We start from the raw sequence: 25,840 nt of genomic DNA on the forward strand, positions 1-25,840 counted from the left end.
TTCAAGCCTTTCTCGATGTACCGGTGACCTTGCGGACGGCGGCCGCGATGGTGTCGGCGTTGGGGTAAAGCTGCTTCTCCAGCGCGGGGCTGAAGGGGATGTGGGTGTCGGGCGTCGTCACGCGGATGATGGGCGCCTTCAGGCTATCGAAGGCCTTCTCCGCCACCATGGCGGAGACTTCCGCCGCGGCACCGCAGGTGCGGTTGGCGGGATCGGCGACGACGAGACGGCCGGTCTTGGCGACCGAGTTCAGCACCGTCTCCCAGTCGAAGGGAACGAGCGTGCGCGGATCGATGATCTCGACGGAGATGCCTTCTGCCTCGAGCTTCGTTGCGGCCTGGACTGCGGCGGGAACGGCAGACGAGATCGCCACGATGGTGACATCGCTGCCGGTCTTCACCGTGCGGGCGACACCGAAGGGAATGTGGAAGGAACCGTCCTCAACCTCTTCCTTCATGCCCCAGAGCATGCAGGCCTCGAAGGACATGACGGGATCGTCCATGTCGATCGCCGTGCGGAGCAGGCCCTTGGCATCGGTGGGCGAGGCGGGCGCCATGATCTTCAGGCCCGGCATGTTCATGAACATGGGGTAGGGGCGGTCGGAGTGATGCGCCGCGGTCGACAGGCCGTAGAACATGGCGGAGCGGAAGACCACCGGCAGCGAGGCCTGGCCGCCGAACATGTAGCGGCTCTTGGCTACCTGGTTGATGAACTGGTCCATCGCCATGTAGAGGAAGGTCGAGTAGGAGAGGTCGACGATGGGGCGGAGACCCGTCATCGCGGCGCCGGCTGCCGTTCCCACCATCACCTCTTCCGAGATCGGCGTGTTGCGGATGCGGTTCGAACCGAACATCTGCAGGAAGTCGCCCTTGTCGGCGCGGGACTTGCCGCCCATGGTGCCGTAGACGTTGGCTTCGACGTCTTCGCCGAAGATGATCACGCGCTCGTCCGCTTCCATGGCTTCGCGCTGTGCGGCGCCGATGGCGCCCAGATAACTCATGACGGTCATTGCATCACCTTGAAGGGTTCGGTGTAGATGTCCTTGAATGCGACGGAGGGTTCCGGATAGGGGCTGTCCTCGGCGAACTGCACGGCGGCATCGACCTCCGCCATCACCTCGGCCTCGAGTGCCGAGAGCGTGGTCGCATCGGCGACGCCCTGCTCCTCGAGATAGCTGCGGAACAGCTTCACGGGATCGCGCTTCAGCCAGGATTCCTTTTCGGCGGCGTTGCGATAGTCGACGGCAAGGCGCAGGCCTTCCGAGTGCTCGTTGAAGCGGTAGGTCACGACTTCAACGAGGGACGGGCCCTTGCCGGCGCGCGCCCGGTCAACCGCCTCGCGCACCGCATCGTGCACGGTGAGCACGCTCTGGCCGTCCTCGACGCGCACGCCCGGCATGGCAAAGCCATGGGCGCGCTCGGCGACGACACCGGCGGTCACGGTGTGGGCAGGCGTGGAGAGGGCATACTGGTTGTTCTCGCACAGGAAGACGATGGGGAGCTTCCACACCGAGGCGAGGTTCATGGCTTCGTAGAGGCAGCCCTGGTTCGCCGCACCGTCACCGAAGAAGGCGAGCGACACCTTCTTGGTGCCGAGCACCTTGCTCGAGAGAGCCGCACCGGTGGCAATCGGGATCGAGGAGCCGACGATGCCGGATTCGCCCAGGCTTCCGACCTTGAAGTCGGCGAGATGCATGGAACCGCCCTTGCCTTCGCACACGCCCCAGGCCTTGCCGACGAGTTCCGCCATCAGCGGCCCGAGCCTGGCACCCTTGCCGATGGGATGGCCATGGCTGCGGTGATTGCCGGTCATGTAGTCGCCCTCGGACAGCGCCATGCAGGCGCCCACCACCTGGGCTTCCTGGCCAATCGAGGTGTGAACCGTGCCCGGAATTTCGCCGCGCTTCACCATCTTGGAGGCGCGTTCGTCGAAGTAGCGAATGCGGAGCATCCGCCGCTGCATCTCCAGCAGCGTGTCGTTTGCGAGTGTCATGCTGTTCCTTTCGGGGTGGTGTCAGTGCCGCGCGGCGCGGCCATGAGATAGTTCGCGGTGTTCACGTCGGTGACGAGGACATCGATCCATTTTCCGGCAAGGGCACCCGCCAGCGCCTGATGCTTGGCAGCGCCACCGGCAACCGCGATCTTGCGCTTCACGCGGCGGAGCTGGTTGAGGGTGATGCTGATCACCTTGTCGTCGAGGTCGGTCTTCACGGGATTGCCGTTGGCATCGATGTAGCGCTGGTGAAGCTGCCCCACGGCGCCCGCCTTGCGGACCTCGGCCAGCTGCTCGGCGGTAAAGAAGTTGTCGCCTTCCTCGAGCGGCCCGTGGAAATCGGCGGGGCCCACGCCCACGAAGGCAATGTCGATCACGTCCATCAGCCGCAGGGCGGCGGAGGTGTGCGCGTCGCTCATGGCGAGCTTGCGGAGCTCGGGGTTCTGGATCACGCCCGGGGTGCGCAGGAACACGGGTTCGGCATCAAAGGCGCGCGCCACCTGCTGGGTGGCAAGGGCTGCCTCATGCTGCAGGCGGGGCGAGCCCAGGTCGCCCAGCAGTTCGACGACGCGGGTGATGCCGGTCTTGCTGCGGTGTTCGAGGTTGCGGGCCATTTCGCGGAGCGTGGTGCTCCACGAGGTGAGGCCGAGGAGAGGTCCGCCCTTCAGTTCGCCTGCGAGGCATTGTGCAGCGGCAGCACCCAGCGCCATTTCGAGGCCGGTTTCACGGGCGGAGATGTCGACCACATAGGCCGATTGCAGGCCGTATTTCTCGACCAGGCTTTCCTCGAGTTCGGGATAGAGCCCTTCCGGCGGCACCACGATGGTGCGGACGATGCCGTGTTCCTCGGCCATGCTGAGGAAGCGCGAGACGCTGGCCTGCGAGATCCCCATGTCCTCGGCGATTTCCGCCTGGCGCTTGCCCTGCAGGTAATGCAGGCGGGCGGTGCGGGTGATGAGCCGCATCTGCTGCACGTCGAGGCGCGAGACCCGGGGCGCAGTTGCTGTTGAACGCTTCATGGCGTCTTCTCCGAGATGAGGCGGAAGGTGGTTTTGAGACCGGGATAGATGCTGCGGTAGGCCTCGAAGATGCCGCTGTAACGGTCGTGGGATTTGGGATCGGGGGTGAAGCTCTTGCTCACGCCGGTCATGGCGTCGGCGGCGTCGCGCAGGCCGGGGAAAAGGCCTGCCGCGGCGGCGGCGTGGATGCCGGCACCCAGTGCGGTGCTTTCCTGTTCGCGGGCAAGGCGCACGGTGCGGCCCAGCACGTTGGCGATAATCTGGCACCAGAGCGGGCTGCGGGCGCCGCCGCCGAGAAGTACGATCTCGTCGAGGACGCGGCCGGTGGCGCTTTCGACACCAGTGGTGAGAAGCCGCTCTTCGAGTGCGATTGCCTCGAGGATGGCGCGGTACATGTGGCCCTTGCCGTGCAGGCCCGAGAGGCCGACGAAGGCGCCGCGGGCATGGCCGTCCCAATAGGGAGTCATGGCGCCGGTCCAGTAGGGGAGGCAGAGGAGTTGGCCCGCACCTTCCGGCACGTCCGCCGCCATGCGCTCCAGAACCTGCTCGGGGGTTTCGCCGGGCTTGAGCGTCTTCGCGTCGATGCCGGCGAGCTGTTCCACGAACCAGACGATGTTCTGGGTGCCGCCGCCGATGAAGGTTTCGAAAATGTAGGTGCCGGGCACAGGCCCGCCCATGGTGCGATAGGCCATGGCGTGGCTGTAGCTCTCGGCATAGACGCCGGAGACCGTGCCGGTGCCGATGTTGAGATATGCGCGGCCGGGGCGGGTCACGTTGCAGCCCAGTCCGGCGGACTGGCCGTCGCCTGCACCCACCACAACGGGGAGGCCCAGGGGTAATCCCAATTCGCTTGCAATCTCCGGAAGAACCGGTCCTGCGACAGCGCCGGGCGGCAGCAGCTTGCTCACTTTGGATCGATCCAAACCAGCTTTTTCCAGCAGCTTGTCGTCGTAGTCGAAGCGCTGGAGGTCGACGAGGCCCAGAGGATCGGCACAGGCCCAGGAGGTTGCCCACTCGCCGGTGAGTTTCTGGATCAGGTAGCCCGCCACATCGACCACATGGGCGGTGCGCGCGATGGTCTCGGGCTCGTGTTTCCTGAGCCAGAGGAGCTTGTACCAGGCGGGCGTGGGATTGGGCGGCTTGCCGGTGATGCGGTGCACCTCTTCGGTGCCGTAGGCGTCCACTTCCGCGGTGGCGCGAATGTCCATCCAGGTGATGGCGGGGCGGATCGGGTTTCCCGCCGCATCGAGGCAGACGAAGGTTTCGCGCTGGTGGGTGACGGCGATGGCGGCGATGCGGTCAGCCCCCACGGCCTTCACCGCTTCGGCGATGGCGCCGGAGGTGGCCTGCCACCAGTCGGGGGCATTCTGTTCCACCCAGCCGGAGCGGACGTGATCGAGGCCATAGGTGCGGCGGCCCGTGGCAATGGCCTTGCCCTGGACGTCCCACACCACGGCCTTGGACGCCGTGGTGGAGCAGTCGACACCGATGACGAGATCGCGGCTCATGCCACGGCCTTTGCGGGAGTCTTGGTGGTGGCCATGGTCCAGTCGATCAGCTCCGGCGTCCACAGGCCCATCATGTCGAGGAGGTCGACGAGGTTGAAGCGGTTGCGCATGAGGTGGCAATTGGCGACGGCCCAGCGGGCGAGTTCCGGATTGATCGAGGGCGCCAGGCTCTCAAAGGTGGCGGGCGCGCCCGAAGCGATGAGGGCAGGGCGCAGCGTTTCCGAGGGCTGCACCATCTTCGAGAATTCGCGTGCGTGGTCCTTCCAGTTGGCGACGACCGACTGGAAGCGGTCCCAGTTCGCCTCGACGAGTTGCAGCTTCTTCTGGCAGTCGCGCCAGCATTCCGCCGCAATGGCGCCCGTCTTGTCGAGATGGCCGAAGGCGGCCTTGATGCGCTGCTCCATGGCGGCGGGATCGGGCTTCTTGAGGAGTTCCGGCTTGATGAGGTCGGTATCGATGGCGCGGCGCCAGATGCGGGTGGCGACCAGTGTGGCGACGCCAACCTGCGCACCGTGGAGGCCGATCGGCTTGTGATGGGCCGCGTGATAAAGATCGAGCATGTGGCTGATCACATGCTCCACGCCCGAGAGACAGGCGGTGGTGTTGGAGACACCCGAGACGATACCGCGGAGCGCGAGCAGGCGGGTGAGGTTCTGGATGGCGACACTCTCGCCCTTGGAGACGCCCTCGGCCCAGCTGGGCGGTTCTGCGGCAGCCGCCTTCAGCAGCGCCATGGAGGCGGGGTGGAAGGTGGTGTCGAGGCCCGTGAGGTTGGCGAGGTACCAGTCGGCGGGCGCGGTGAAGAGCGAGATCGCCTCCCCGAAGCCCGAGGTGTTCAGTTCGAGCGGCGCATCGGCGATGGTCACGGCATCGGCCAGCACGAAAGTCGGCCAGCGCGAGGGGATCGTCCGCTTCACGCCATTCTTGAGAACGACCGAGACATTGTCGGTGAAGCCGTCGACGGAGGCGGCGGTCTGCACCACCACCTGGGGAATGTCGCCGTTGCGGTTGGTGGCAACCTTGCCCACGTCGGTCATGGTGCCGGAGCCGATGGTGACGACGAGGTCGGCGCCCTTGACCGCAGCGGTCGCGGCATCGAGCGTCTGCTCGTGGGCATGGAGGGTGGCGTGACCGTCGTCGAGCACCTCAGTGCGGACGGCGTGATCGGGGGAGAGCTGTGCTTCCACGATCTGGCGCAGGCTTTGGCCTTCGCGCTTGATGGCGGACTTGTCCACGAGGACGACGACGTTGGCGCGGCCCGTCTTGCCGGCGGCGGCGAGGGCCTGTTTCACGGCAGCACCGACACCAAGGTGGGCGTCGGAGGAGATGGTGACACCCATCATGTCGAGGGAGAGCAGGCGCTGGTCCTTGTCCTCGGCCTTCAGGTAGAGGCGGAGGCCGTCAAGATCGGTCGGATCGGACAGGTTGATGTGTCGCGTCATGACGCTGCGGTTCCCATTTTCGTTGTGACGTCGCGGTGAAGCCGGTCTCTCGCGGACCGTGTTGCGCATGTTTATACATACACCGAATTTTTATGCAATAGACTGCCGCGCGAATCTGAAAATAATTTTCAGGCGTTGACCGGGAAGCACCTCAGACCAATGAAATCAACCGGTTATGGCTTGTTCCTCAGAGCCTTCCAGACCGGCCGGATGGCCTTCCGGGCCGCCACATACTGGGGGAACACCGCCTCATAGGTGCGGGCGAGGGCGGCATCGGGCTTCACCGCCTCGCCCAGGTGTGGATCGATCCAGCGGGCGGCACAGGCGGCCATGTCGGGAAAAAGTTTCTGCTGCACCGCTGCCATCATCGCCGCTCCGGCGGCGCCCGCTTCCTCGCGGGTGACACTCCGGACCTCGGCATTGAGGGCGCTGGCGAGGATGAGGCGCAGCGCCCGGGAACGGGCCGCCCCGCCGGTGATCCGCACCTCCTCCGGCACCGAACCCATCACCGCGTAGCAATCGCGGGCGGCGAAGGCGAGGCCCTCGAAGACGGCCCGCATCATGTCGTGATAGGTCGCGGTGGTATCGAGACCGTTGAAGCTCGCCCGCGCCGCCAGGTCCATGAAGGGGCCGCGTTCGCCCGCCCGCGAGATGTAGGGGTGGTAGAGGAGTTTCGCCGCCTCGCGCTCCATGATGCGTGCGTCCATGCCGGCGAGGAGGTCGCTCCGGGATTTCGTCGTGCCGTGCTCGGAGAGGATGCCCAATGCCACATCGAGCAGCCAGTCGATGTTGAGGGTGGAGGCCATGTTGGACTGCATCTGCGCCACCATGCCGGGCACCGGGAAGATGCAGGTGAAGCCGGAGCGCTCGTCGTTCAACTGCACGTCGTCGGCGCTGGTGCGGAGGCGCTGGTGCATGCCGGTCGAACCCACGATGGTACAGCCCGACCGCCCCGACGGATCGAAAAGCCCGCCGCCGAGGCCGGAGCAGACGATGTCGATGTAACCGAGGCAGACGGGGGTGCCTTCACGCAAGCCGGACTCCTGCGCCGCCGCCGCGCTGAGCTTGCCTGCCTCTTCCGTGCCTTCCAGCACGGGGGTGAGCAGGCGCTTCGCCGCGGAGGCGCCGAGATGGTCGAGAATGTCGGGCTGGTATTGCTGCGAGCGGAAATTGCCAAAGGTGAAGTTCGCCTCCGAAGGGTCTGTGACGCGCGCACCCGTCAGCTTGAAATAGATCCAGTCCTTGCAGTGGAAGGCCTCCGTGGCGCGGGCCAGCATCTCCGGGCGGTGGCGCTGCATCCAGGCGAGCTTGCCGCTCATCTGAACCACGGTGAGGCCGGTGCCGGTCCGCTTGTAGTGGGAGTCGTAGTTTGGCGTCACCACATAGTCCTCGATGATCGAGGCGGCGCGGTTGTCGAGCCAGAGGGTGGCGGGGCCAACGGGATTGCCTGCCTTGTCGATGAGCCACAGCCCATCGCCCTGTGCGGTGACGGAGACGGCGATCACGCGGGAAGCAAGGCCCGGAATCTTCTCGCCCAGTTCCCGCAGGGTGGCGGCGGCCGAGGTCCAGGTGACGCCCATGTCCTGTTCGACGCCGCCATCGGCATGGGTCTCGTAGACGTTGGGAATGGCTGCGACCGCAAGCTGCGTGCCGTCGGGCGCGAAGGCCACGGATTTGATGACGGAGGTTCCGGCATCGATGCCGATCAGAATTCCGTCCTTCATCGTCTTATCCTCATTCGCGTGTGACCTGATGGGCGGGCGCTTTACATGGCGGTGTAGCCGCCATCAACCATCAGCACGGTGCCGGTGATGTAGCTTGCCGCATCGGAAGCGAGGAAGAGCACCGCATTGGCGATCTCCTTCGGTTCGCCGAGGCGGCCCATGGGGGTCATGCGCATCCAGGTCTCGAACCACTCAGGCTTCGAGCGTCCCGCCAGCGTCAGTTCCGTAGCGGTGTAGCCCGGCGCCACGGCATTGACGCGCACGCCCCTCTTCGCCCACTCCACCGCGAGCGACTTGGTGAGCAGGTTCACCGCCGCCTTCGAGGCGTTGTAGGCGGCCTGTGGTTGCGGATAGACCGTGACGCTGCCGCAGATCGACGAGATCGAGACGATCGATCCCTTGCCCGCCTTCACCATCTCCTTGCCGAAGGCCTGCGCGCAATAAAAGACGCCGTTGAGATTGACATCGATGACGCGCTGCCAGTCTTCCATCGCGACGTCTTCGGACGGGCCGTTCTGCACGATGCCGGCATTGTTGACGAGAATGTCGAGGGCGCCATGCTGCCGGGTGATCTCTGCGGCAACCGCGTCGACCTCGCTCTTTCTGGTCACGTTCAGCTTCACAAAGCTGCCGCCCAATTCCTTTGCCGTTGCCTGTCCTGCCGCCTCATCCATGTCGGCGATGACCACCTTTGCGCCTGCCGCCGCAAGCGCCTCCGCGCAGGTCCGGCCAATGCCCTTCGCGCCGCCGGTGACAAGGGCCGTGCGGCCGGAAATGGAAAAGGGGGACTGGCTCATGGGGTTCCTCTGTGGGGTCTCAAACGGACGCGAACGCTAGCAGACCTGATGAAAAGGCAAAGGGCACTGTCTCGCAGCTGCGCTCCCGCACCCTTGCCCTCTTGCTGATTTGTGGCAGCATGCGGAAAAAACTGCGGAGGACCGGATGCCCACCTGCCTGATCGGAATTGATATCGGATCCTATGAATCGAAGGGCGTTCTCTCCGGCCTCGACGGAAAGATCCTCGCCAAGGCGGCGATCAAGCATGAGCTGCAATTCCTCAAGCCCGGCTTCGTCGAGCAGGACGTGGAAAAAGTCTGGTGGGGTGAGTTCGTGGAGCTGTGCCGCCTTCTGATCGAACAGGCCAAGGTGAAAAAGGAGGACGTGAAGAGCGTGGGCCTCAGCGGCATCTATTCCATGGTGCCGGTCGATGCCAACGCTGATCCCCTGCGCTCGGGCGGCATCATGTACGGCGTCGATACGCGCTCTGTCCTCGAGATCGAAGACATCCTCAAGAAGCTCGGGGCCGAGCAAATCTTCAAGCGCACCGGCAACGGTCTCTCGGCGCAATCCATGGGGCCCAAGATCCTCTGGGTGCAGCGGAATGAGCCTGAGGTCTTCCGCAAGGCGCACAGCTTCCTTCCCTGTGCCAACTTCATCGCGGCGCGACTCACCGGCAATTTTTTCATCGATCACCTGACGGCCGGTTTCTTCGGCCCGCTCTACGAGCCCGACAAGCTCGCCTGGGCGCCCGACCTGTGTGAAGGGATTGTCGATCCCCGCCGCCTGCCGGAGCCGCGCTGGGCCACCGAGCTTGCGGGCCATGTCACGGCAGAAGCGGCGAAGCGCACCGGTCTTGCGGAAGGCGCCGCCGTCACCATCGGCACGTGTGACGTGGCGAGCGAGGCCATGAGCATCGGCGTGCGCTCACCCGGCGACATGATGCTGATGTATGGCTCGACCGCGTGGATCACGCTCCTCAGTGACGCGCCGATGATGGACGAGAAGCTCTTCGCCACGCCCTATATCTTCCCCGGTACCTACTGCCTGCATGGCGGCATGGCGACGAGCGGCTCGCTCACCCGCTGGTTCCGCGACATGGTCGGGGCCGATCTCGTGGCGGCAGAGAAGGCGGGTGGGCCTGACTCCTACAGCGTCATCTCGGAGGCGGCGGCGAAGGTGGCGCCGGGGGCGGATGGTCTCGTGGTGCTGCCCTATTTCTCGGGCGAGCGCTCGCCCCTCAACGATGCCGATGCCCGCGGCGTGATCTTCGGCCTCGACATCGGCCACACCCGCGCTCACCTCTACCGTGCCGGGATGGAGGGCGTGGGCTATTCCATCAACCACTCACTGCAGGTGATGGCGAAGGCCGGTGCCAAGGCCAATGTGATGACCTCGGTCGGTGGCGGCACCAAGAACGCGGCCTGGCTGCAGGCCGTCTCTGACATCACCAAGGTGCCGCAACGCATTCCCTCCATGACCATGGGCGCCTCCTACGGCAACTGCTTCATCGCCGCCTATGCGGCTGGGCTCATCAAGGATGCCGCCACCATCAACAACTGGGTCGCGATGGACCGCACGGTGACGCCCGATCCTGCCAACTTCCCGGTCTATGAGCGGCGCATGGCGACCTATCTCGAACTCTATCGCCGCAATGCCGACCTGATGCACCAGATCAGCCGGGAACAGCGGTCCAACGCCTGATTGCGCCCGCCTTGCCGTGACAAGAACGGGAAGTGGGGTTAGGGTGTTGAAACCACAGGCCGAAGGACAAGACACATGGCAAGCAAGGTCATCATCTCCGTTGCAGTGACGGGCTCCATCCACACCCCCACCATGTCACCGCATCTGCCGGTGACGCCGGACGAGATTGCCGAACAGTCGATCGCCGCCGCCAAGGCGGGCGCATCGATCATCCACCTGCACGCCCGCGATCCCAAGGATGGCCGCCCGACGCCGGACCCCAAGGTGTTCATGGAGTTCCTGCCGCGCATCAAGCAGAACTGCGACGCGGTGATCAACATCACCACGGGCGGCGGCGCCAACATGACTGTGGATGACCGCATGGCCGCACCGCTCGTCGCCAAGCCCGAGATGTGCTCGCTCAACATGGGCTCGATGAACTTCGGCATCTTCGGCCTTGCCGACCGCTACAAGAACTGGAAGCACGACTGGGAAGAGCCCTTCCTGCGGGGCACCGACAACTTCATCTTCCGCAACACCTTCGGCGACATCACCCGCATCCTCAAGGAACTGGGCGAGACGCACGGCACGCGCTTCGAGCATGAATGCTATGACGTGGGCCATCTCTACACGCTGGCCCACTTCGTTGACCGCGGCCTCGTCAAGCCGCCCTTCTTCGTGCAGATGATCTTCGGCATCCTGGGCGGCATCGGCGCCGACTTGCGCAATCTCGTGTTCATGAAGGAAACCGCCGACAAGCTCTTCGGCAACAGCTACCGCTGGTCGGTGCTGGCCGCAGGCAAGAACCAGATGGCCTTCTGCACGCAGGCCGCCATGATGGGCGGCAACGTACGCGTCGGCCTCGAGGACTCGCTCTGGCTCGGCAAGGGCCAGCTTGCCCCTGACAATGCCTCGCAGGTCGCCAAGATCCGCCGCCTCATCGAGGAGCTTGGCCTCGAGGTGGCATCACCCACCGAGGCCCGCGAGATGCTCGCCCTCAAGGGTGGGGACCGGGTCGGGTTCTGATGCCGCTCAAGATCGACAGCGCCGAACTCCGCGTGGTGCGGCTACCCTTGCTCACGCCCTTCACCATCGCGACGGGCACCATGCACGAGAAGCTGTTTCCGCTGCTGGTGCTGAAGAGCGGCGGTCTCGAAGGCTATGGCGAAGGCGTGATGGACCCTTATCCGGATTATCTGGACGAGAGTCTTGCGGGCGCCATGGACCTGTTGCGGGCCGTGCTGTTGCCGCAGATCGTGGGCAAATCCTTCGACAACCCCGAGGCACTGGCGCGGCATCTCTCGCCGTGGCGTGGTTTCACCATGACGCGGGCGACGATCGAGATGGCCTTCTGGGACCTCTGGGCGAAGTCCCTGAACCTGCCGCTGAAGACGCTGCTTGGTGGCGACAAGACGGAGATCGAAGTTGGCGTGTCGCTGGGAATCGCGCCTCTCGATGTGTTGATGGAGCGCGTGGCGCAGCACGTGGCGCAGGGCTACAGGCGCATCAAGCTGAAGATCATGCCGGGCCATGACGTCGCCATTGTCGCTGCCGTGCGCAAGCGGTTTCCGGACATCCATCTCACCGTCGATGCCAACAGCGCCTATACGCTCGCCGACACGGACGTGATGCTGGCGCTCGATGATTTCGGCCTCGACTACATCGAGCAGCCGCTCGCCTGGGATGACATTCACGATCACGCAGAACTGCAGAAGCGGATGAAGACGGCGATCTGCCTCGACGAATGCATCCGCACGGCTGCGGACGCGCGGAAGGCGCTGGCCTCGGGTGCGGCGCGGGTCATCAACATCAAGGCGGGGCGCGTGGGCGGGCATCTGGAGTCGCGGCGCATCCACGATCTCTGTGCGGCGTGGTCCTGCCCCGTCTGGTGCGGCGGGATGCTGGAGGCGGGCATCGGCCGCGCCCACAACATCCATCTCTCGGCCCTTCCCAATTTCCGCAAGCCCGGCGACACCTCGAGCGCCAGCCGTTACTTCGCCCGGGACATCGTCAACGAGAAGCTGGAAACGGCAAACGGCCTGATGCCCGTGCCGACAGGCCCCGGCATCGGCGTCACGCTGGACTGGAAATTCCTCGACACCGTGACAGAGTCACGTGAAAGGTTTCCCGCGTGAGCCTGGTGCTGCGCGATCTCTCGGGCATGCCTGAATTCCTCGCCGCGGAGGAGTTGCAGCGCCAGATCTGGGGCAAGGACGACACTGCCGATCCTGCCGATTTGATGATGGTGATCCAGCACGAGGGTGGGCTCGTTGCGGGCGCCTTCGAGGACGGCACGCTGGTGGGCTATGTCTTCGGCTTTCCGACCCGCGAAGCACATGTGCAGCATTCGCACCGCCTTGGAGTCTTGCCAACGATGCGGGGTGGCGGGCTTTCCCTGCAGTTGAAGCGCTATCAGCGGGATTGGTGCCTTGCCCGCGGCATCACGCTGGTGCGCTGGACCTTCGATCCCCTGCGCGTCACCAATGCGCATCTCAATGTGGCGCGGCTCGGCGTGATCGTGCGCACCTATCATGCCGACTATTACGGGGCGATGGCGGGGATCAATGCAGGTCTGCCGTCGGACCGGCTGCTGGCGGAGTGGCATCTCGATGCGCCCGCCGTTGCGGCGCTGGCCCGGGGCGAGCGGATTCATCCGCCGGAGGAGGCGCGGCGCGTCGTGATCCCGGCCGACATCGACGCATTGCTGTCGACTGCGCCGGAGCAGGCACTGGCCGAACGGCTCAGGGTGCGGGCGGAGATCAGCGCAGGCCTGAGGGATGGCTACGTCATCACCGGCTTTGACCGGGCAACGCCTGCCTATCTCATGGCCCGCGCGATGGCGTGAGGGCTCAGGCCTTCTGCGCGTCCTCGAGGAAAAATTCGCGCATGCGGCGGGTGAGGGGGCCCGGCTGCCCGCCGCCAATCCGCTTGCCGTCGATTTCGACGATGGGCATCACGAATTGCGAGGCGGAGGTCAGGAAGGCTTCGTCGGCGGCAAGTGCTTCTTCCGGCGTGAAGGCACGCTCCTCGATCTTCACGCCATGCTCGCGGGCGAGGCGGAACAGCGCTTTCCGTGTGCAGCCCGCAAGGATGCGGTTGGAGAGCGGCCGGGTGATGATGGTGTTGTCCTTGATGATGTAGGCATTGGACGAGGTGCCTTCGGTGACGAAACCATCCTCCACCATCCAGCCTTCGGCGGCGCCCTTCTCGTAGGCCTCCTGCTTGCCGAGAACGGGGGCGAGCAGCATCACCGACTTGATGTCGCGGCGGAGCCAGCGGATGTCCGGCGTGGTGACCACCTTCACGCCGGTGCGGGCGTTGGGATTGTCGATCAGCGACATGGTCTGGGTGAAGCCCACGAGCGAGGAGGTCGCCTCCTTCGGGAAATTGAACTGCCGGTCGGCGACGCCGCGCGTCACCTGCATGTAGATGATGCCTTCCTTCAGGCTGTTCCGCTTCACCAGTTCCTCGTGCATGGCGCGCATCTCGGCAGCTGTGCAGGGATGGGCCATGCGCAGTTCCTTGAGCGAGCGGTCGAGGCGCTCCATGTGGGCGTCGTAATCGACGAGCCGGCCGTTCACGATCGGCGTCACCTCATAGACGCCGTCGGCGAAGAGGAAGCCGCGGTCGAAAATCGAGATCTTCGCGTCTGCTTCCGGAAGGAAGGCGCCATTCACGTAGACAATGCGGCTCATGCTTGATTTTCCCGGGAAATGTTGCAGTGCAAACTTGAGGGGTTGAGGTGGCCCCTTAAACCCGGCTAAGGCCATGGTCAACGGTAACAACAGCCAGGTCCATCTTGCGTTCACACATCTCGGATGCCGCCGTCGAGGCCATGCTCAAGCGCGAAAAGAGCCTCTTCGTCCAACGCAATCCGAAATCCAAGGCCCTCGCCGACCTGGCGGCCCGGAACTGGCTCCGTGGCGTTCCTATGCATTGGATGGTGGACTGGGGGACACCCTTTCCCCTGTTCGTGACCGCCGCCAAGGGCGTGGACCTCACTGACGCGGACGGACACAGCTACATCGATTTCTGCCTCGGCGACACGGGCGCCATGTTCGGCCATTCGCCGCCTGCCGTGGTGAAGGCGTTGCAGGAGGAAGGCGCCAACGGCCTCACAACCATGCTGCCATCCGGCGATGCGGCCGAGGTGGGGGCGCTCTTGGAAGACCGCTTCGGCCTTCCCTTCTGGCAGGTGACGGCAACCGCATCGGATGCCAACCGCGCCGTGCTGCGCTGGTGCCGCGCCATCACCGGCAGGCACAAGATCCTCGTCTTCAATCACTGCTATCACGGCTGCGTGGACGATACCTTCGTTACCGCCGATGGCGGCGCGGTGAAGATGGTGGATGGCCTGGTGGGCGAACCGCGTGACCTGACCCGCTTCACCAAGGTGGTGGAGTTCAACGACGAAGCGGCTCTGGAAGCGGCGCTTGCCCCCGGCGACGTCGCCTGCGTGCTGGCCGAGCCTGTGATGACAAACATTGGCATGGTGCTTCCCGCCCCCGGCTTCCTTGAAAAGCTCCGTGCACTGACGGAAAAGACGGGCACGCTGCTCATCCTTGATGAGACCCACACGCTGTCGTCCGGCCCCGGCGGCTACACCCGCGTTGCGGGCCTCTGCCCGGATGGCCTCGTCTTCGGCAAGCCCATCGCCGGCGGCATTCCCGCCGCCGCCTACGGTTTCTCGGCTGACGTCGCCATGCGCATCCGCGACTATCTCGGCAAGCGCGGCGAAGGCCGCTCCGGCATCGGCACCACGCTCTCCGGTTCGCGCATCCAGCTGGCGCTGATCAAGGCCGTGCTCAAGGAATTCTTCACAGAGGAGGCTTTCGCCCCCCTCATCGACCGCGCCCGGCGGCTCGAAAAGGGGATCGCGGATGTCATCATCAAACATGGTGTGCCCTGGCACGTGACCCGCGTGGGAGCCCGCGTGGAATTCATGTGCTGCCCGGAGCGTCCGAAAAACGGCTTCGAGGCGTCGAAAGTGATCCACCGGCCGATCGACGAGGCCGTGCATCACTTCCTTCTGAACCGCGGCGTGGTGATCACGCCGTTCCACAACATGATGCTCATCTGCCCGGCAACCACCGACGCCCATGTCGAAACCCTGATCAGCGGACTTGACCGCTGCCTTGCCGACCTGAAGAGTTGAACTGCCCGCAAGGGAGGACCCGAAATGTCTACCTATGTCACACCGAAGCGCGGTGCGGAGGCGCAAGCCTTCCTCGACGCCAATCCCGATATCGAAAGCGTCCAGATCGTCTGGACGGACCTCTGCGGCGTGGCCCGCGGCAAGGTCTTGCGCCGTGATGAAGTGGTGCCCGCCTGGAACGACGGCCGCTTCTTCCCGATCTCCGCCATGGTGCTCGATGCCACGGGGCAGGATGTTCCGGAAACGGGCCTTGTCTTCGACGAGGGCGACCGCGACCTGCTGCTCTGGCCGGTGAGCGGCTCGCTCTATCGCGTGCCGTGGCTGGAAAAGACGGCGCAGTATGTGGCGGCGATTCACGACCTCAACGGCGAACCCGCCTATGCCGATCCGCGCAATGCGCTGGAGAAGGTGGCCAACCGCTTCAAGTCCGACCTCAACATGACGCCGGTCGGAGCCATCGAGCTCGAGTTCTTCCTCATGGACCGGGCCTCGGCCCTGGCCGGCAAGCCCATTCCTCCGCGCTCGCTCATCAACGAGGCGCGGCCGCAGCATTACCAGGCCTATTACCTGCAGGACACCGACGACTTCGGTCCCTTCTTCAAGGACCTCTACGACTGGTGCGACCAGCAGGGCCTGCCGGCCAAGACATTGATCTCGGAATATGCGCCGGGCCAGATGGAGATCGTACTCCGCCATCGCGCCGACGTGCTGAAGGCCTGTGACGAGGCGATCATGCTGAAGCGTGTGATCAAGGCGGCAGCCGAGAAGCACGGCCTCTGCGCCACCTTCATGGCGAAGCCCTATTCGCAGTGGACGGGTTCGGGCATGCATGTGCACGTGTCGTTGGGCGATGAGGCCGGCAACAATCTCTTCGCTGCCGACAATCCCGCCGAGAACCAGTTGCTGATGCATGCGATCGGCGGCCTCAAGGCGGCAATGGCGGAATCGATGCTGATCTTCGCGCCCAACGCCAACTCCTACCGCCGCTTCCGCCGCAATTCCTATGCGCCGGTTGCCGCCAACTGGGGCGTCAACAACCGCACGGTCAGCCTGCGCATTCCCGCAGGCTCGGCCAAGGCCTGCCACATCGAGCACCGCCCGTCCGGTGCCGATGCCAATCCCTATCTGGTCATGGCCGCGATCCTCGCCGGCATGCACTACGGCATCACCGAGAAGGAAGACCCGGGCAATCCGGTGGTCGGCAACGGCTATGAAAAGCGGGCGAAGTACATTCCCGGCAACTGGTTCGACGCCATCGATGCCTTCTGGCGCGCCTCGATCCTGAAGGAATATTTCGGCAAGGAATTCGTCGATACCTTCTGCACCCTCAAGGAGGTGGAGGCAGACCGCTTCTTCGCCGAACCCGTGGCGCGCGATTTCGAATGGTATCTGCGGACGGTCTAAGCCGTTCAGCGTTTGCCGGACAACGACAAGGCGGGGATCACTCCCCGCCTTTCAACTTTTTGCCGGAGGCCATCAGCCGGTCGATATAGGCCAGCAGCAGGGCCGAGAAGACGAAGGCCATGTGCACGATCGTCAGCCACATGATCTTCTCGCTGTCATAGGTGTTGGCGTTGAGGAACACCTGCAGGAGGTGGATCGAAGAGATCGCCACGATGGTGGAGGCGACCTTGATCTTGAGGGAGCCCGCATCGATCTTGCCGAGCCAGGAGAGCTCGCCCTCCTTGCTTTCGGCCTCGTCGAAGCGGCTGACGAAGTTCTCGTAGCCGGAGATGATCACCATCACCACGAGGCTTGCCACCAGGCTTGCGTCGATCAGCGACAAGATCTTCAGGATCGCATCGGTCTCTTCGATGATCCAGATCTTCTCCAGGAACTCCCAGAGCTTGCGCAGGAAGGAGATGCCGTAGAGCAGGAGGGCGAGCGTGAGGCCGAGATAGAACACCACCAGCAGCCAGCGCGAGGCCAGGATGACGCGTTCGATCATGAGTTCAAGCTGCTTCATGGTCCACTCCCCTCAACGTGCAAACTCTCTAGCCGGACAGGCTCAGTTTGCAAGCGTCTCCTTCGGCGTGTCGCGGCTGGTTTTCCACAGAGAGAAGAGGATGCCGGCCGCAAGGATGCCGATGGTCAGGCCCAGCGACAGCAGGGTGTCGACCTTGATGCCCATGGGCACGAGGAAGATCTTGATGCCGACGAGGACCAGGATCGTGGCCAGCGCCACCTTGAGGTACTTGAAGCGGTGCATGGCCGCGGCAAGGGCAAAGTAGAGCGAGCGCAGGCCGAGGATGGCGAAGATGTTCGAGGTGTAGACGATGAAGGGGTCAAGCGTCACCGCGAAGATGGCCGGCACCGAGTCCACCGCGAAGATCAGGTCGACGAATTCGACGAGGATGAGGGCAACCGCGAGCGGCGTGAGCCAGGTCACCACCTTGCCGGTGGCCGGATCGGGCTGCTTCACGGTGAAGTCGTGGCCGTGCAGTTCCTTGGTGATGCGGAAGTGCTTGCGCAGGTAGACGAGCACCGGATTGCTGTCGAGGTTGGTCTGCTCCTCGCCGCCCTTGAACATCTTGTAGCCGGTGAAGACGAGGAAGGCGCCGAAGACATAGAGGATCCAGTTGAACTGGGTGACGAGGGCGGCACCGAGGCCGATCATGATGGCGCGCATGGCGATGGCGCCAAGAATGCCCCAGAACAGCACCCGGTGCTGATAGGCCCGGGGCACGGCGAAATAGCCGAAGATGGTGGCGATGACGAAGATGTTGTCCATCGCCAGCGATTGCTCGATCACGTAGCCGGTATAGAATTCAAGGCCGCTCTGGGCACCCCGCGACCACCAGACCCAGGCGCCGAAGGCGAGCGCGATGGCCACGTAGCCCGCATACATGATGAAGCTTTCCTTGGCGGAAATCTCGTGGTCGTCCTTGTGGAGGACGCCGAGGTCGAAGGCGAGGAGCGCCACGACGATTGCCGCGAAGGCCATCCAGAAATAGGCGGGGGTGCCGAAGACATCGGCCTGCAATACGGCGAACATGAAATCCATGCCGGGCTCTCTCTTGTATGCTGTTGATCTTTTCCAGCTCCGACATCGCAGGAGAGGGGTGCTCTCCTGCCAGAGGGGCCCGGCGCTGGTTGACTGCGGACGTGGTGACGAATTGCGGATATTCAAGGGGGCGATCGATTAAACGTTTGTAAGGTTGCCCGACTGGCTCTATTTCCCTGTCTTCTTTGGAGTTTCGGATGGAAATTCTCCCTGTCACCTGCCTCGTTCCCGCCGCCGACAGCTTGGGCGAGGGCTGCATGTGGGACCAAAAGGGGGCATGCCTCTGGTGGCTGGACATTGCCCGGCCCTCCCGCATCCACCGTCTCGATCCGGCAACCGGTGCCCACCGGATGTGGCAGACGAGTCTCACCGTCACCGCCATGGCCATGCGCCAGGCGGGCGGCCTCATTCTCGCTGGCGAGGACGGTCTTTACCTGTTCGATCCGGGGACCGGGGCCATCTCCCCCTTCGCCCGGCCGGAGACGGACCGGCCCAACAACCGCTTCAATGACGGGGCCTGCGATCCGCAGGGGCGCTTCTGGATCGGCAGCATGCACCAGAACATCGGCCCCAAGGGCGAGGACCTGCCCATCCCGGCCGACACGGGCGCGCTCTATGCCGTCGACGGCAAGGGCGCCTCGGTCAAATGGGAGGATAAGGTGGGCGTCTCCAACGGGCCTTGCTGGTCGCCCGATGGCCGCACCTTCTATTTCTCGGATTCGAAGAACCAGGTGACCTACGCCTACGACTTTGACGGGGCTGCGGGCCGCATTTCCAACCGCCGGGTGCTCAACGACACGAAGGACTACGGGTATCCTGATGGTGCCACGGTGGATGCCGAAGGCTTCCTCTGGAGCGCCCGCTGGGAAGGGGCATGCGTGCTCCGCATCGATCCCAAGGGCCGCATCGACCGGGTGATCGCCATGCCGGCGGAGCGGCCGACCTGTGTCTGCTTCGGCGGGCCTAATCTGGATACGATGTATGTCACCTCGTCGCGCGCCCATCTGGATCAGGCCTCCATGGCGCGCTATCCGCTGCAGGGCGGATTGTTCTGTTTCCATCCGGGCGTCAGGGGAACGCCCAAGTTCACTTTTGCTGGTTGAAAGGCAACGACAATGAATATTGTTCAGTACACGAACGAAAAGGGCAAGCGCCAGGTCGCCGTCGTGAAGAACGGCATGCTGCATCCGCTGAAGGGCCTGCGCAGCACGCTGGAAATGGCGGAACACGCCCTTGTCGAACGCACCAGCCTCTCCACACTGGCTAAGCAGCTCGCCTCCGCCAAGGGCGAGGATTATGCCGCCGCCCTCAAGGAGCGCCGCGTGCTGCCGCCCGTCGATCATCCCGATCCGGCCCATTGCATCATCACCGGCACGGGTCTCACCCACCTGGGTTCCGCTTCGGCGCGTGACTCCATGCACAAGAAGCTCGACACCAAGGAAACCGAACTCACCGACAGCCTGAAGATGTTCAAGATGGGTCTCGAGGGCGGCAAGCCCGGCAAGGGCGAGGCCGGCGTGCAGCCGGAATGGTTCTACAAGGGCGACGGCCGCTGGCTGGTGCCGCCGGGCGGGCCGCTCCCCAAGCCCAGCTTCGCGCTCGATGGCGGCGAGGAACCGGAGATCGCGGGCCTTTACCTGATCGACTCCAAGGGCCGCCCCGTCCGCCTCGGTTTCGCGCTCGGCAACGAATATTCCGACCATGTGACCGAGCGGCAGAACTATCTCTACCTTGCCCATTCGAAGCTCCGCCATTCGGCGATCGGACCCGAGATGATCACCGGCGCGCTGCCGCAGAACATCGAGGGCAAGAGCCGCATCATCCGCAAGGGCAAGGTGATCTGGGAGAAGCCGTTCCTCACCGGGGAGGGCAACATGTCCCACACGCTGGCCAACCTCGAGTACCATCACTTCAAGTATGAGCCCTTCCGCAAGCCGGGGGATCTGCATATCCATTATTTCGGCACAGCAACGCTTTCGATTGCCGACGGCATCGTCACGGAAGAGGGCGACATCTTCGAGATCGAGGCGGCTCCCTTCGGTGCGCCGCTCCGCAATCCGCTGAAGCAGATGAAGCCCGACTTCAAGCCGGGTGGCGTGAAGAGCCTGTGATCGGCGCGTCATGAGCAGGAGCTTCATCGCCGTCGACTGGGGCACCACGTCGTTCCGCGCCTATCAGGTGGATGGCACGGGCAAGGTGGTGGACGAGCGCGCCGATGCGGGCGGCATCCTCTCCGTCAAGGACGGAGCCTTCGAGGCCGCCCTCGAACAGAAGCTCGCCGGCTGGGACACGGGCCTTCCGGTTCTGGCGGCGGGCATGATCACCTCGCGCCAGGGCTGGATCGAGCTTCCCTACGTGGATTGCCCGGCAGGCCCTGCCGAGCTGGCGAAGGCGCTGCACCGCCACGTGCTGGCCTCGGGCCGCATCGTGCATTTCTCGACCGGGCTTCACTATGCAAGCCCCAGTCTCGGCCATGACGTGATGCGGAGCGAGGAGACGCAGGTCTTCGGTGCCCTCGATTCGGGCGCGAAACACTTCATCACACCCGGAACGCATTCGAAATGGATCGACGTGGAGGAGGGGCGGATCGTCCACTTCGACACCTATGTCACGGGCGAAACCTATTCGGTGCTGAAGGCACACAGCATTCTGGGCCGCCTGATCACCGGCGAGGACTTCGATGCCGCCGCCTTCCGCCGGGGCGTGGAAGCCTCGCTTGGCGATCCGGCGGGCCTCACCCATCTGCTGTTCTCGGCCCGCAGCCTCGGCCTCTACAACGAGTTGCCGGGCACGGCGATTGCCTCCTATCTCTCGGGACTTGTGGTCGGTGCCGAAGTGGCCCACGCCCTCATGAGCCGGGACCCCTCCGCCGATTACCTCATCCTTGCCTCGCCAAAGATCGGGGGTGCCTATGCGTCCGCGTTGGAGGTGGCAGGCGCCAAGGCACGCTATGGAGAGCCCTTGGCGATCGTCGCCGGACTGACCGCCATCGGGCGGGCCGCCGGCATCATCTGAACGTTCTTCAACAGACAGGGGCAAGTGGGCCATGAACAAGGTTGCATTGATCACGGGCGCCGGCACCGGCATTGGCCGGGCCTGCGCCATCGCGCTCTCCGAAGCGGGCTATGACGTGGTGCTCACCGGGCGGCGCATCGAGGCGCTCGAGGAAACAAAGGCGAAGATCAAGGGCAAGGCGATCTGCGTCGTGGCCGACGTCACCGATCCCGCCAGCGTCAAGGCGCTCTTCGCCAAGACGGTGGAGGCCTTCGGCCGTCTCGACGTTCTCTTCAACAATGCTGGCACGGGCGCACCCGGCACGGTGCTTCTGGAAGATCTCACCTTCGAGCAGTGGTCGGCCGTGATGAACACCAATCTCACCGGACCGTTCCTGTGTACCCAGGAAGCCTTCAAGATCATGAAGGCGCAGACGCCCATGGGCGGGCGCATCATCAACAACGGCTCGATCTCGGCCACGGCGCCCCGTCCCAACTCCGCGCCCTATACCTCGACCAAGCACGCCATCACCGGCCTCACCAAGTCGACCTCGCTCGATGGCCGCAAGTACAACATCGCCTGCGGGCAGATCGACATCGGCAACGCCGCCACCGACATGACGGCGCGGATGACGGGCGGCGTGCCCCAGGCCGATGGCCGTCTCGCTCCTGAACCCCGCATGGACGTGGCGCATGTCGCCTCGTCGGTCGTTCACATGGCGCAGTTGCCGCTCGAGGCCAATGTGCTGTTCATGACCGTGATGGCGACCAAGATGCCGCTCGTCGGCCGGGGTTGAGGTTGCAGCGGACGCACCTCGCCATCATCCTGATCTTCGTGGGCTTCGGCGCCATCGTCGGCACCCACACGGGTGCAATCCCGACGCTCGTCAGCCGCAGCGGCATGTCGCCTTCTGCCTTCGGCATCGCTGGCAGTCTCGGCATGCTGATCAACATCGGCTGCATGGCGGCGGGCGGATACATCAACCGCTTCGCCAGCCCGCGCACCATCTTGCTCTATATCCTGCCGGCAGCGTTCCTGGTGCTGACGGGCGCGCTGCTCACCACGTCGGTTGCGGGCTTCGTCATCAGCTTCCTCGTGCTCAGCGCCTGCATCGGCACCCTCGACATCTTCATGAATGCCGAGGCTTCGCTCGTCGAACACGAGATGCAGCGGCCGGTGTTCAGCACCTATCACGCCTGCGCCATGCTCTCGATTGCGGGCTTTGCTCTTCTCGGCAGCCTGACCTCGGTGCTGCTCGCGCCCTGGGTGGGTGCGCTCCTTGCGGGTGTTGCGCTCTTCATGGGCTGGCTCAGCGCCCTCAAGCACCTGCCGGAGCGGGACCCGGTCGTTCCGGTCATCCGCAAGAGCCAGGCGCCCATGCCGCGCGGCATTCTCACCATCATCGGGCTTGCGGCGGGCTTCAACGTCACGTGCGAGGTGGCGGCGATCCAGTGGTCCGGCCAGCTGCTGGCCAAGATCGCGCCAGAGATGGCGGCGATCTCGGGCTTGGGCCTGTGCTTCTTCGGCCTGTGCAGCGGCATCATGCGGCTCTTCGGCGATCACCTCCGCACCAGCTTCGGCGACCTCCGCATCATGGCGGTGGGGCTCACGGTGGCGGTTGCGGGCTTTGCCGGATTGGGCGCGGCCCCCGGCTTCTGGATGTCGGCGCTCGCCTTCGCGGCGGTGGGTGTCGGCCTGGCGCTGATCTTCCCCTGCCTCTTCTCGCTGGCGGGGCGGCTCTCGCCCCATGCCCGGGCGGCGGCGATGAGCTACACCGCCCTGATCGGCGGCCTGCCGCGGGTCACGCTGCCGTGGATGCTCGGCATGCTTGCCGCCTCGAGTTCGGTACACATGGTCTTTTCGGCCTGCGCCGTCTTTGCGCTGGCAGCGCTGATCCTCGTCGTCATCGCCTTCGCCCGCGCCGGGCATCGGCTTCGCGCCGCCTGAACGCAAAAAGGGCAGCACTTTCGCGCTGCCCTTCTTTCCTGTCGCCGTCTTGATAACTTTTAGGCGGCCTTGGCCTCGATGGCCTTCGGCTTGTCGCCGCTGTTGATGGCGATCTGCCGGGGCTTCATGGCCTCAGGCAGGACGCGGACCAGCGCAATGTGGAGGAGACCGTTCGCCATGTCGGCACCCTTCACCTCGACGTAGTCGGCGAGCTGGAAGCGGCGCTCGAAGCTGCGGCCGGCGATGCCCTGGTGCAGGACCTCGACGCTCGGATCAGCCTTCTCGGCCTTCTTGCCGGAGACCGTGAGGGTGTTGCCCTTGGATTCGATCGCGATGTCGGACGGGCCGAAACCGGCGACGGCAATGGTGATGCGGTAGTCGTTCTCGCCGAGGCGCTCGATGTTGTAGGGAGGCCAGGCCTGATTCTCGACGTTTGCGGCTTCATCCAGCAAACGGAACAGGCGGTCAAAACCAACGGAGGAACGGTTGAAGGGGGAATAGTCGAACATGTCACACTCTCCTTGAGCAGTGTTTGCGTCACCCGCCACAATGGCCGGGTTTCATTGGGATTTTCGTGGCCCCGTCTGGCGGCCACAGTCCCTAGGTAGGAAGCCCGGCCGGGAGTTCAAGGGGGGTGGAAAAGGCGAAGATGAACGGCAGATGAACGCCACCTTAGGGACATGTTCAGGTGGCAGCGTGTAGGTTCAGTTCCAACGATGGCCAATCGGGGCCGTCCACCCGCTTCCAGGAGAAGTACCATGAAGAAGTCACTGATCGCCGCCGCCGCGCTGACCGCCGTTGTCGCCGGCGTTTCTGCCACCTCCGCCCAGGCCGGCAAGGTCCATGTGGACATCGGTGTCGGCGGCTGGGGCCCCGGCTACCCGGTCTACGCGCCGTATCCGGCCTACGAACCCTATCCGGTCTACGTCGAGCCGGACTATTATCCCGAACGCCGCTGGGGCGTGTCCTGCGGCGAAGCCAAGTGGCAGGTGAGGAGCGCCCACTTCCGCAACGTCAGGGCCTTGGACTGTTCGGGCCGCGTCTTCAGCTTCACCGGCTGGAAGCATGGCGACCAGTATCGCATCCGCGTCAGCCGCCGCGATGGCGACATCATCTCGGTGTCCGCGATCTACTGATCGTCTTTCCCACAAGTTCCTGAGCAGGCCCGGAGATTCCGGGCCTGCCTTGTTTCTGCCACCAAGCTGAACCGCAGATGAACGGCTTGGTCGGTTAACATTCAGCAAGTTTCTGCCACTTTCGCCGCCTAGGAACCGGATGTGTCCGGGCACGTTTCTGGACCGGAGGCGAAAACCATGAAAACCACTCTTGCGATGGCGATAGTTGCCGCATTGGGCGTATCCGCCCTGGCCATGCCTGCCGATGCCAAGCAGCGTCATCGCGACCCCTTCTGGGACAACTTCTTCGAAGACCGCGTGAACTGTGGTCAGGCCCGCTATGAAGTCGCGGTGCGGGGATTCACCAAGGTCGTCACCAAGAATTGCGCTGGTTCCACCTACCGATTTACGGGTAACAGGAACGGCATTCGCTACAACATCTCGGTCAGTGCCCGTACGGGGCATCTTTGGATCAGCAAGATGTGATCCGGGGCGATAGCGTCAGGATCACGAGAGAAGAGAATTCACGGGGAAAAGTCATGCGTATCGTTCGTACAACAGCCATCTCACTGCTTGCCTTGTTCACCATCGCTGGAACGGCGGCGGATGCCTTTGCAGGCCACCGGCACCGCATCTGGCCGCGGGTCTACATTCCCTTCATCAGCGAGTTCGATGGCCCAGGCCCGGGCTACTATGACGACAGCGAGGATCCGGTGATCTATCAGCGCCGCCATCCCCGCCGCGACATCGTGCAGGACTATTACGACGAGGAGGACCTCGAGCCTGTCTACGATCCGCCGGTGGAGCGTGTGGTGAAGCCCAAGAAGAAGGTGGCGACGAAGCCCGTGAAGAAGGATTCGTCCACGGCCTCGGTCGTGGTCAAGCCCAAGGTGAAGCCGGTGACGTCGAAGCCGGTCGAGACGGCCAGCATCACCGCCACGGAAACGGGTCTTCCCAACAAGTCTGCCGTCGTGACCTCCGGCAAGTCCCTGCCGGACTTCCAGGTGAAGGGCGCCATGGACAGTGCGGTCGACGATGAAGCACCTGCCGCGCCGACCACCACGCTCTCGACAAAAAGCAGCGCCGTGACGCCGGTGGCACCCAAGGTGGTGACGCCGAAGGCGGTCACGCCGATTGCTCCCGTGACAACCGCTCCGCTGAAGACGGCGGCGAAGCCCGTGACGGACACGCCTGCCGCCAAGACGGCTCCGGCCACGACCAAGGTAGCCAGTGCGGCGTCTCCGGCCGCCACGGGTGCCACGCCCAAGGGTGCGATTGCCTGCAGCAAGGGCGCTGAAATCGTCTCCGGCTACGGCTTTACCAGCGTGAAGCCGAAGGTGTGCAATGGCGCCACCTACAGCTTCGACGCCAGCCGCGCAGCCAATTCCTATGTGATCAAGGTCTCCGCCGCGACCGGCGAAATCACCGACGTCCAGAAGCTGAAATAACGCGCCTTGTTCAATGCCGTGGGCTTGCTATA

Annotated in this window: 25 protein-coding genes; 14 read left to right on the plus strand and 11 right to left on the minus strand. The window is 64.3% G+C overall.

Translation table 11 applies throughout. From position 1 onward, the window contains the following. Position 1: 1 nt before the first annotated feature. The 7 genes from QM801_RS00505 to QM801_RS00535 all read right to left on the minus strand — a co-directional run bounded on the left by QM801_RS00505 (position 2) and on the right by QM801_RS00535 (position 8,482). Positions 2-1,009: an alpha-ketoacid dehydrogenase subunit beta gene (locus tag QM801_RS00505; RefSeq protein WP_415017254.1), complete on the minus strand. Its 1,008-nt coding sequence runs from the start codon at positions 1,007-1,009 to the stop codon at positions 2-4. Then, on the minus strand, positions 1,006-1,992 hold the full coding sequence (locus QM801_RS00510; RefSeq protein WP_415017255.1) for a thiamine pyrophosphate-dependent dehydrogenase E1 component subunit alpha: 987 nt from the start codon (positions 1,990-1,992) through the stop codon (positions 1,006-1,008). Before QM801_RS00510 ends, QM801_RS00505 begins: the two co-directional genes overlap by 4 nt. After that, a complete protein-coding gene (locus QM801_RS00515) occupies positions 1,989-3,011 on the minus strand; it encodes a sugar-binding transcriptional regulator (protein WP_415017256.1) in 1,023 nt (340 codons plus the stop codon). The genes QM801_RS00510 and QM801_RS00515 overlap by 4 nt, the downstream gene beginning before the upstream one ends. After that, positions 3,008-4,519, minus strand: coding sequence for a xylulokinase (locus tag QM801_RS00520; protein WP_415017257.1), 1,512 nt, complete (start codon positions 4,517-4,519; stop codon positions 3,008-3,010). The genes QM801_RS00515 and QM801_RS00520 overlap by 4 nt, the downstream gene beginning before the upstream one ends. Continuing rightward, complete coding sequence (locus QM801_RS00525; RefSeq protein WP_415017258.1) at positions 4,516-5,961, minus strand: iron-containing alcohol dehydrogenase; 1,446 nt, start codon at positions 5,959-5,961, stop codon at positions 4,516-4,518. The genes QM801_RS00520 and QM801_RS00525 overlap by 4 nt, the downstream gene beginning before the upstream one ends. 173 nt (positions 5,962-6,134) lie before the next feature. Continuing rightward, complete coding sequence (locus QM801_RS00530; RefSeq protein ID WP_415017259.1) at positions 6,135-7,685, minus strand: FGGY family carbohydrate kinase; 1,551 nt, start codon at positions 7,683-7,685, stop codon at positions 6,135-6,137. 41 nt (positions 7,686-7,726) lie between these two features. Then, a complete protein-coding gene (locus tag QM801_RS00535) occupies positions 7,727-8,482 on the minus strand; it encodes an SDR family NAD(P)-dependent oxidoreductase (protein ID WP_415017260.1) in 756 nt (251 codons plus the stop codon). Positions 8,483-8,627: 145 nt separating this feature from the next. Here QM801_RS00535 and QM801_RS00540 point away from each other — a divergent pair, with 145 nt between their 5' ends. The 4 genes from QM801_RS00540 (at position 8,628) to QM801_RS00555 (ending at position 12,990) form a co-directional block, all read left to right on the plus strand. Then, positions 8,628-10,166 (plus strand): FGGY-family carbohydrate kinase, encoded by a 1,539-nt coding sequence (locus QM801_RS00540; RefSeq protein WP_415017261.1) that lies wholly within the window; start codon positions 8,628-8,630, stop codon positions 10,164-10,166. A gap of 75 nt (positions 10,167-10,241) precedes the next feature. After that, positions 10,242-11,171: a 3-keto-5-aminohexanoate cleavage protein gene (locus QM801_RS00545; protein WP_415017262.1), complete on the plus strand. Its 930-nt coding sequence runs from the start codon at positions 10,242-10,244 to the stop codon at positions 11,169-11,171. Then, entirely contained in the window at positions 11,171-12,280 is a 1,110-nt protein-coding gene (gene menC, locus QM801_RS00550) for an o-succinylbenzoate synthase (protein WP_415017263.1), read from the plus strand. The genes QM801_RS00545 and menC overlap by 1 nt, the downstream gene beginning before the upstream one ends. After that, positions 12,277-12,990, plus strand: coding sequence for a GNAT family N-acetyltransferase (locus QM801_RS00555; RefSeq protein WP_415017264.1), 714 nt, complete (start codon positions 12,277-12,279; stop codon positions 12,988-12,990). The genes menC and QM801_RS00555 overlap by 4 nt, the downstream gene beginning before the upstream one ends. A 4-nt stretch (positions 12,991-12,994) precedes the next feature. Here the strand turns inward: QM801_RS00555 and QM801_RS00560 are convergent, their stop codons facing one another. Then, positions 12,995-13,840 (minus strand): D-amino-acid transaminase, encoded by an 846-nt coding sequence (locus QM801_RS00560; RefSeq protein WP_415017265.1) that lies wholly within the window; start codon positions 13,838-13,840, stop codon positions 12,995-12,997. A gap of 104 nt (positions 13,841-13,944) precedes the next feature. Here QM801_RS00560 and QM801_RS00565 point away from each other — a divergent pair, with 104 nt between their 5' ends. Both QM801_RS00565 and QM801_RS00570 read left to right on the plus strand, forming a co-directional pair. Continuing rightward, entirely contained in the window at positions 13,945-15,300 is a 1,356-nt protein-coding gene (locus tag QM801_RS00565) for an aspartate aminotransferase family protein (protein ID WP_415017266.1), read from the plus strand. A gap of 24 nt (positions 15,301-15,324) precedes the next feature. Next, positions 15,325-16,704 carry a glutamine synthetase family protein gene (locus tag QM801_RS00570; protein ID WP_415017267.1) on the plus strand — a complete coding sequence of 460 codons (1,380 nt, stop codon included), beginning with the start codon at positions 15,325-15,327 and terminating at the stop codon, positions 16,702-16,704. A gap of 37 nt (positions 16,705-16,741) precedes the next feature. Here the strand turns inward: QM801_RS00570 and QM801_RS00575 are convergent, their stop codons facing one another. Beyond that, positions 16,742-17,266 (minus strand): TIGR00645 family protein, encoded by a 525-nt coding sequence (locus QM801_RS00575; RefSeq protein WP_415017268.1) that lies wholly within the window; start codon positions 17,264-17,266, stop codon positions 16,742-16,744. A 42-nt stretch (positions 17,267-17,308) separates the two neighbouring features. Further along, a complete protein-coding gene (locus QM801_RS00580) occupies positions 17,309-18,304 on the minus strand; it encodes a TerC family protein (protein ID WP_415017269.1) in 996 nt (331 codons plus the stop codon). Between the two features lie 197 nt (positions 18,305-18,501). Between QM801_RS00580 and QM801_RS00585 the strand changes: the two genes are divergently transcribed. Genes QM801_RS00585 through QM801_RS00605 form a run of 5 tightly spaced genes read left to right on the plus strand, consistent with a single transcriptional unit; the run spans position 18,502 to position 23,245 of the window. Further along, positions 18,502-19,407: an SMP-30/gluconolactonase/LRE family protein gene (locus tag QM801_RS00585; RefSeq protein ID WP_415017270.1), complete on the plus strand. Its 906-nt coding sequence runs from the start codon at positions 18,502-18,504 to the stop codon at positions 19,405-19,407. A 12-nt stretch (positions 19,408-19,419) separates the two neighbouring features. Then, positions 19,420-20,415, plus strand: a complete 996-nt coding sequence (gene araD1, locus QM801_RS00590; RefSeq protein WP_415017271.1) for an AraD1 family protein — start codon at positions 19,420-19,422, stop codon at positions 20,413-20,415. A gap of 10 nt (positions 20,416-20,425) precedes the next feature. Then, positions 20,426-21,319 carry a 2-dehydro-3-deoxygalactonokinase gene (locus QM801_RS00595; protein WP_415017272.1) on the plus strand — a complete coding sequence of 298 codons (894 nt, stop codon included), beginning with the start codon at positions 20,426-20,428 and terminating at the stop codon, positions 21,317-21,319. A gap of 31 nt (positions 21,320-21,350) precedes the next feature. Continuing rightward, positions 21,351-22,094: an SDR family oxidoreductase gene (locus tag QM801_RS00600; RefSeq protein WP_415017273.1), complete on the plus strand. Its 744-nt coding sequence runs from the start codon at positions 21,351-21,353 to the stop codon at positions 22,092-22,094. Positions 22,095-22,096: 2 nt separating this feature from the next. Beyond that, a complete protein-coding gene (locus QM801_RS00605; RefSeq protein WP_415017274.1) occupies positions 22,097-23,245 on the plus strand; it encodes an MFS transporter in 1,149 nt (382 codons plus the stop codon). Positions 23,246-23,304: 59 nt separating this feature from the next. Here QM801_RS00605 and QM801_RS00610 read toward each other — a convergent pair whose 3' ends face one another. Beyond that, on the minus strand, positions 23,305-23,754 hold the full coding sequence (locus QM801_RS00610) for an Hsp20 family protein (RefSeq protein WP_415017275.1): 450 nt from the start codon (positions 23,752-23,754) through the stop codon (positions 23,305-23,307). 249 nt (positions 23,755-24,003) lie between these two features. Here QM801_RS00610 and QM801_RS00615 point away from each other — a divergent pair, with 249 nt between their 5' ends. The 3 genes from QM801_RS00615 (at position 24,004) to QM801_RS00625 (ending at position 25,808) form a co-directional block, all read left to right on the plus strand. Continuing rightward, entirely contained in the window at positions 24,004-24,381 is a 378-nt protein-coding gene (locus QM801_RS00615) for a hypothetical protein (RefSeq protein WP_415017276.1), read from the plus strand. Positions 24,382-24,558: 177 nt separating this feature from the next. Beyond that, the gene (locus QM801_RS00620) at positions 24,559-24,846 is read left to right on the plus strand and encodes a hypothetical protein (RefSeq protein WP_415017277.1); all 288 of its coding nucleotides are present in this window, start codon (positions 24,559-24,561) and stop codon (positions 24,844-24,846) included. A gap of 53 nt (positions 24,847-24,899) precedes the next feature. After that, positions 24,900-25,808 carry a hypothetical protein gene (locus QM801_RS00625; RefSeq protein WP_415017278.1) on the plus strand — a complete coding sequence of 303 codons (909 nt, stop codon included), beginning with the start codon at positions 24,900-24,902 and terminating at the stop codon, positions 25,806-25,808. Positions 25,809-25,840 lie beyond the last annotated feature (32 nt).

The sequence above is a fragment of the Aestuariivirga sp. genome, assembly GCF_047600585.1.
Classification (GTDB): Bacteria; Pseudomonadota; Alphaproteobacteria; order Rhizobiales; family Aestuariivirgaceae; genus Aestuariivirga.

Excerpts from the sequence above, each read along its gene's own strand:
- QM801_RS00620 (WP_415017277.1), top strand. The coding sequence starts at position 24,559 with ATGAAAACCACTCTTGCGATGGCGATAGTTGCCGCATTGGGCGTATCC.
- QM801_RS00505 (WP_415017254.1), bottom strand. The coding sequence starts at position 1,009 with ATGACCGTCATGAGTTATCTGGGCGCCATCGGCGCCGCACAGCGCGAA.
- QM801_RS00530 (WP_415017259.1), bottom strand. The coding sequence starts at position 7,685 with ATGAAGGACGGAATTCTGATCGGCATCGATGCCGGAACCTCCGTCATC.
- QM801_RS00510 (WP_415017255.1), bottom strand. The coding sequence starts at position 1,992 with ATGACACTCGCAAACGACACGCTGCTGGAGATGCAGCGGCGGATGCTC.
- QM801_RS00515 (WP_415017256.1), bottom strand. The coding sequence starts at position 3,011 with ATGAAGCGTTCAACAGCAACTGCGCCCCGGGTCTCGCGCCTCGACGTG.
- QM801_RS00525 (WP_415017258.1), bottom strand. The coding sequence starts at position 5,961 with ATGACGCGACACATCAACCTGTCCGATCCGACCGATCTTGACGGCCTC.
- QM801_RS00570 (WP_415017267.1), top strand. The coding sequence starts at position 15,325 with ATGTCTACCTATGTCACACCGAAGCGCGGTGCGGAGGCGCAAGCCTTC.
- QM801_RS00545 (WP_415017262.1), top strand. The coding sequence starts at position 10,242 with ATGGCAAGCAAGGTCATCATCTCCGTTGCAGTGACGGGCTCCATCCAC.
- QM801_RS00535 (WP_415017260.1), bottom strand. The coding sequence starts at position 8,482 with ATGAGCCAGTCCCCCTTTTCCATTTCCGGCCGCACGGCCCTTGTCACC.
- QM801_RS00520 (WP_415017257.1), bottom strand. The coding sequence starts at position 4,519 with ATGAGCCGCGATCTCGTCATCGGTGTCGACTGCTCCACCACGGCGTCC.
- QM801_RS00575 (WP_415017268.1), bottom strand. The coding sequence starts at position 17,266 with ATGAAGCAGCTTGAACTCATGATCGAACGCGTCATCCTGGCCTCGCGC.
- QM801_RS00625 (WP_415017278.1), top strand. The coding sequence starts at position 24,900 with ATGCGTATCGTTCGTACAACAGCCATCTCACTGCTTGCCTTGTTCACC.
- QM801_RS00585 (WP_415017270.1), top strand. The coding sequence starts at position 18,502 with ATGGAAATTCTCCCTGTCACCTGCCTCGTTCCCGCCGCCGACAGCTTG.
- QM801_RS00560 (WP_415017265.1), bottom strand. The coding sequence starts at position 13,840 with ATGAGCCGCATTGTCTACGTGAATGGCGCCTTCCTTCCGGAAGCAGAC.
- QM801_RS00595 (WP_415017272.1), top strand. The coding sequence starts at position 20,426 with ATGAGCAGGAGCTTCATCGCCGTCGACTGGGGCACCACGTCGTTCCGC.
- araD1 (WP_415017271.1), top strand. The coding sequence starts at position 19,420 with ATGAATATTGTTCAGTACACGAACGAAAAGGGCAAGCGCCAGGTCGCC.
- QM801_RS00540 (WP_415017261.1), top strand. The coding sequence starts at position 8,628 with ATGCCCACCTGCCTGATCGGAATTGATATCGGATCCTATGAATCGAAG.
- QM801_RS00610 (WP_415017275.1), bottom strand. The coding sequence starts at position 23,754 with ATGTTCGACTATTCCCCCTTCAACCGTTCCTCCGTTGGTTTTGACCGC.
- menC (WP_415017263.1), top strand. The coding sequence starts at position 11,171 with ATGCCGCTCAAGATCGACAGCGCCGAACTCCGCGTGGTGCGGCTACCC.
- QM801_RS00600 (WP_415017273.1), top strand. The coding sequence starts at position 21,351 with ATGAACAAGGTTGCATTGATCACGGGCGCCGGCACCGGCATTGGCCGG.
- QM801_RS00580 (WP_415017269.1), bottom strand. The coding sequence starts at position 18,304 with ATGGATTTCATGTTCGCCGTATTGCAGGCCGATGTCTTCGGCACCCCC.
- QM801_RS00615 (WP_415017276.1), top strand. The coding sequence starts at position 24,004 with ATGAAGAAGTCACTGATCGCCGCCGCCGCGCTGACCGCCGTTGTCGCC.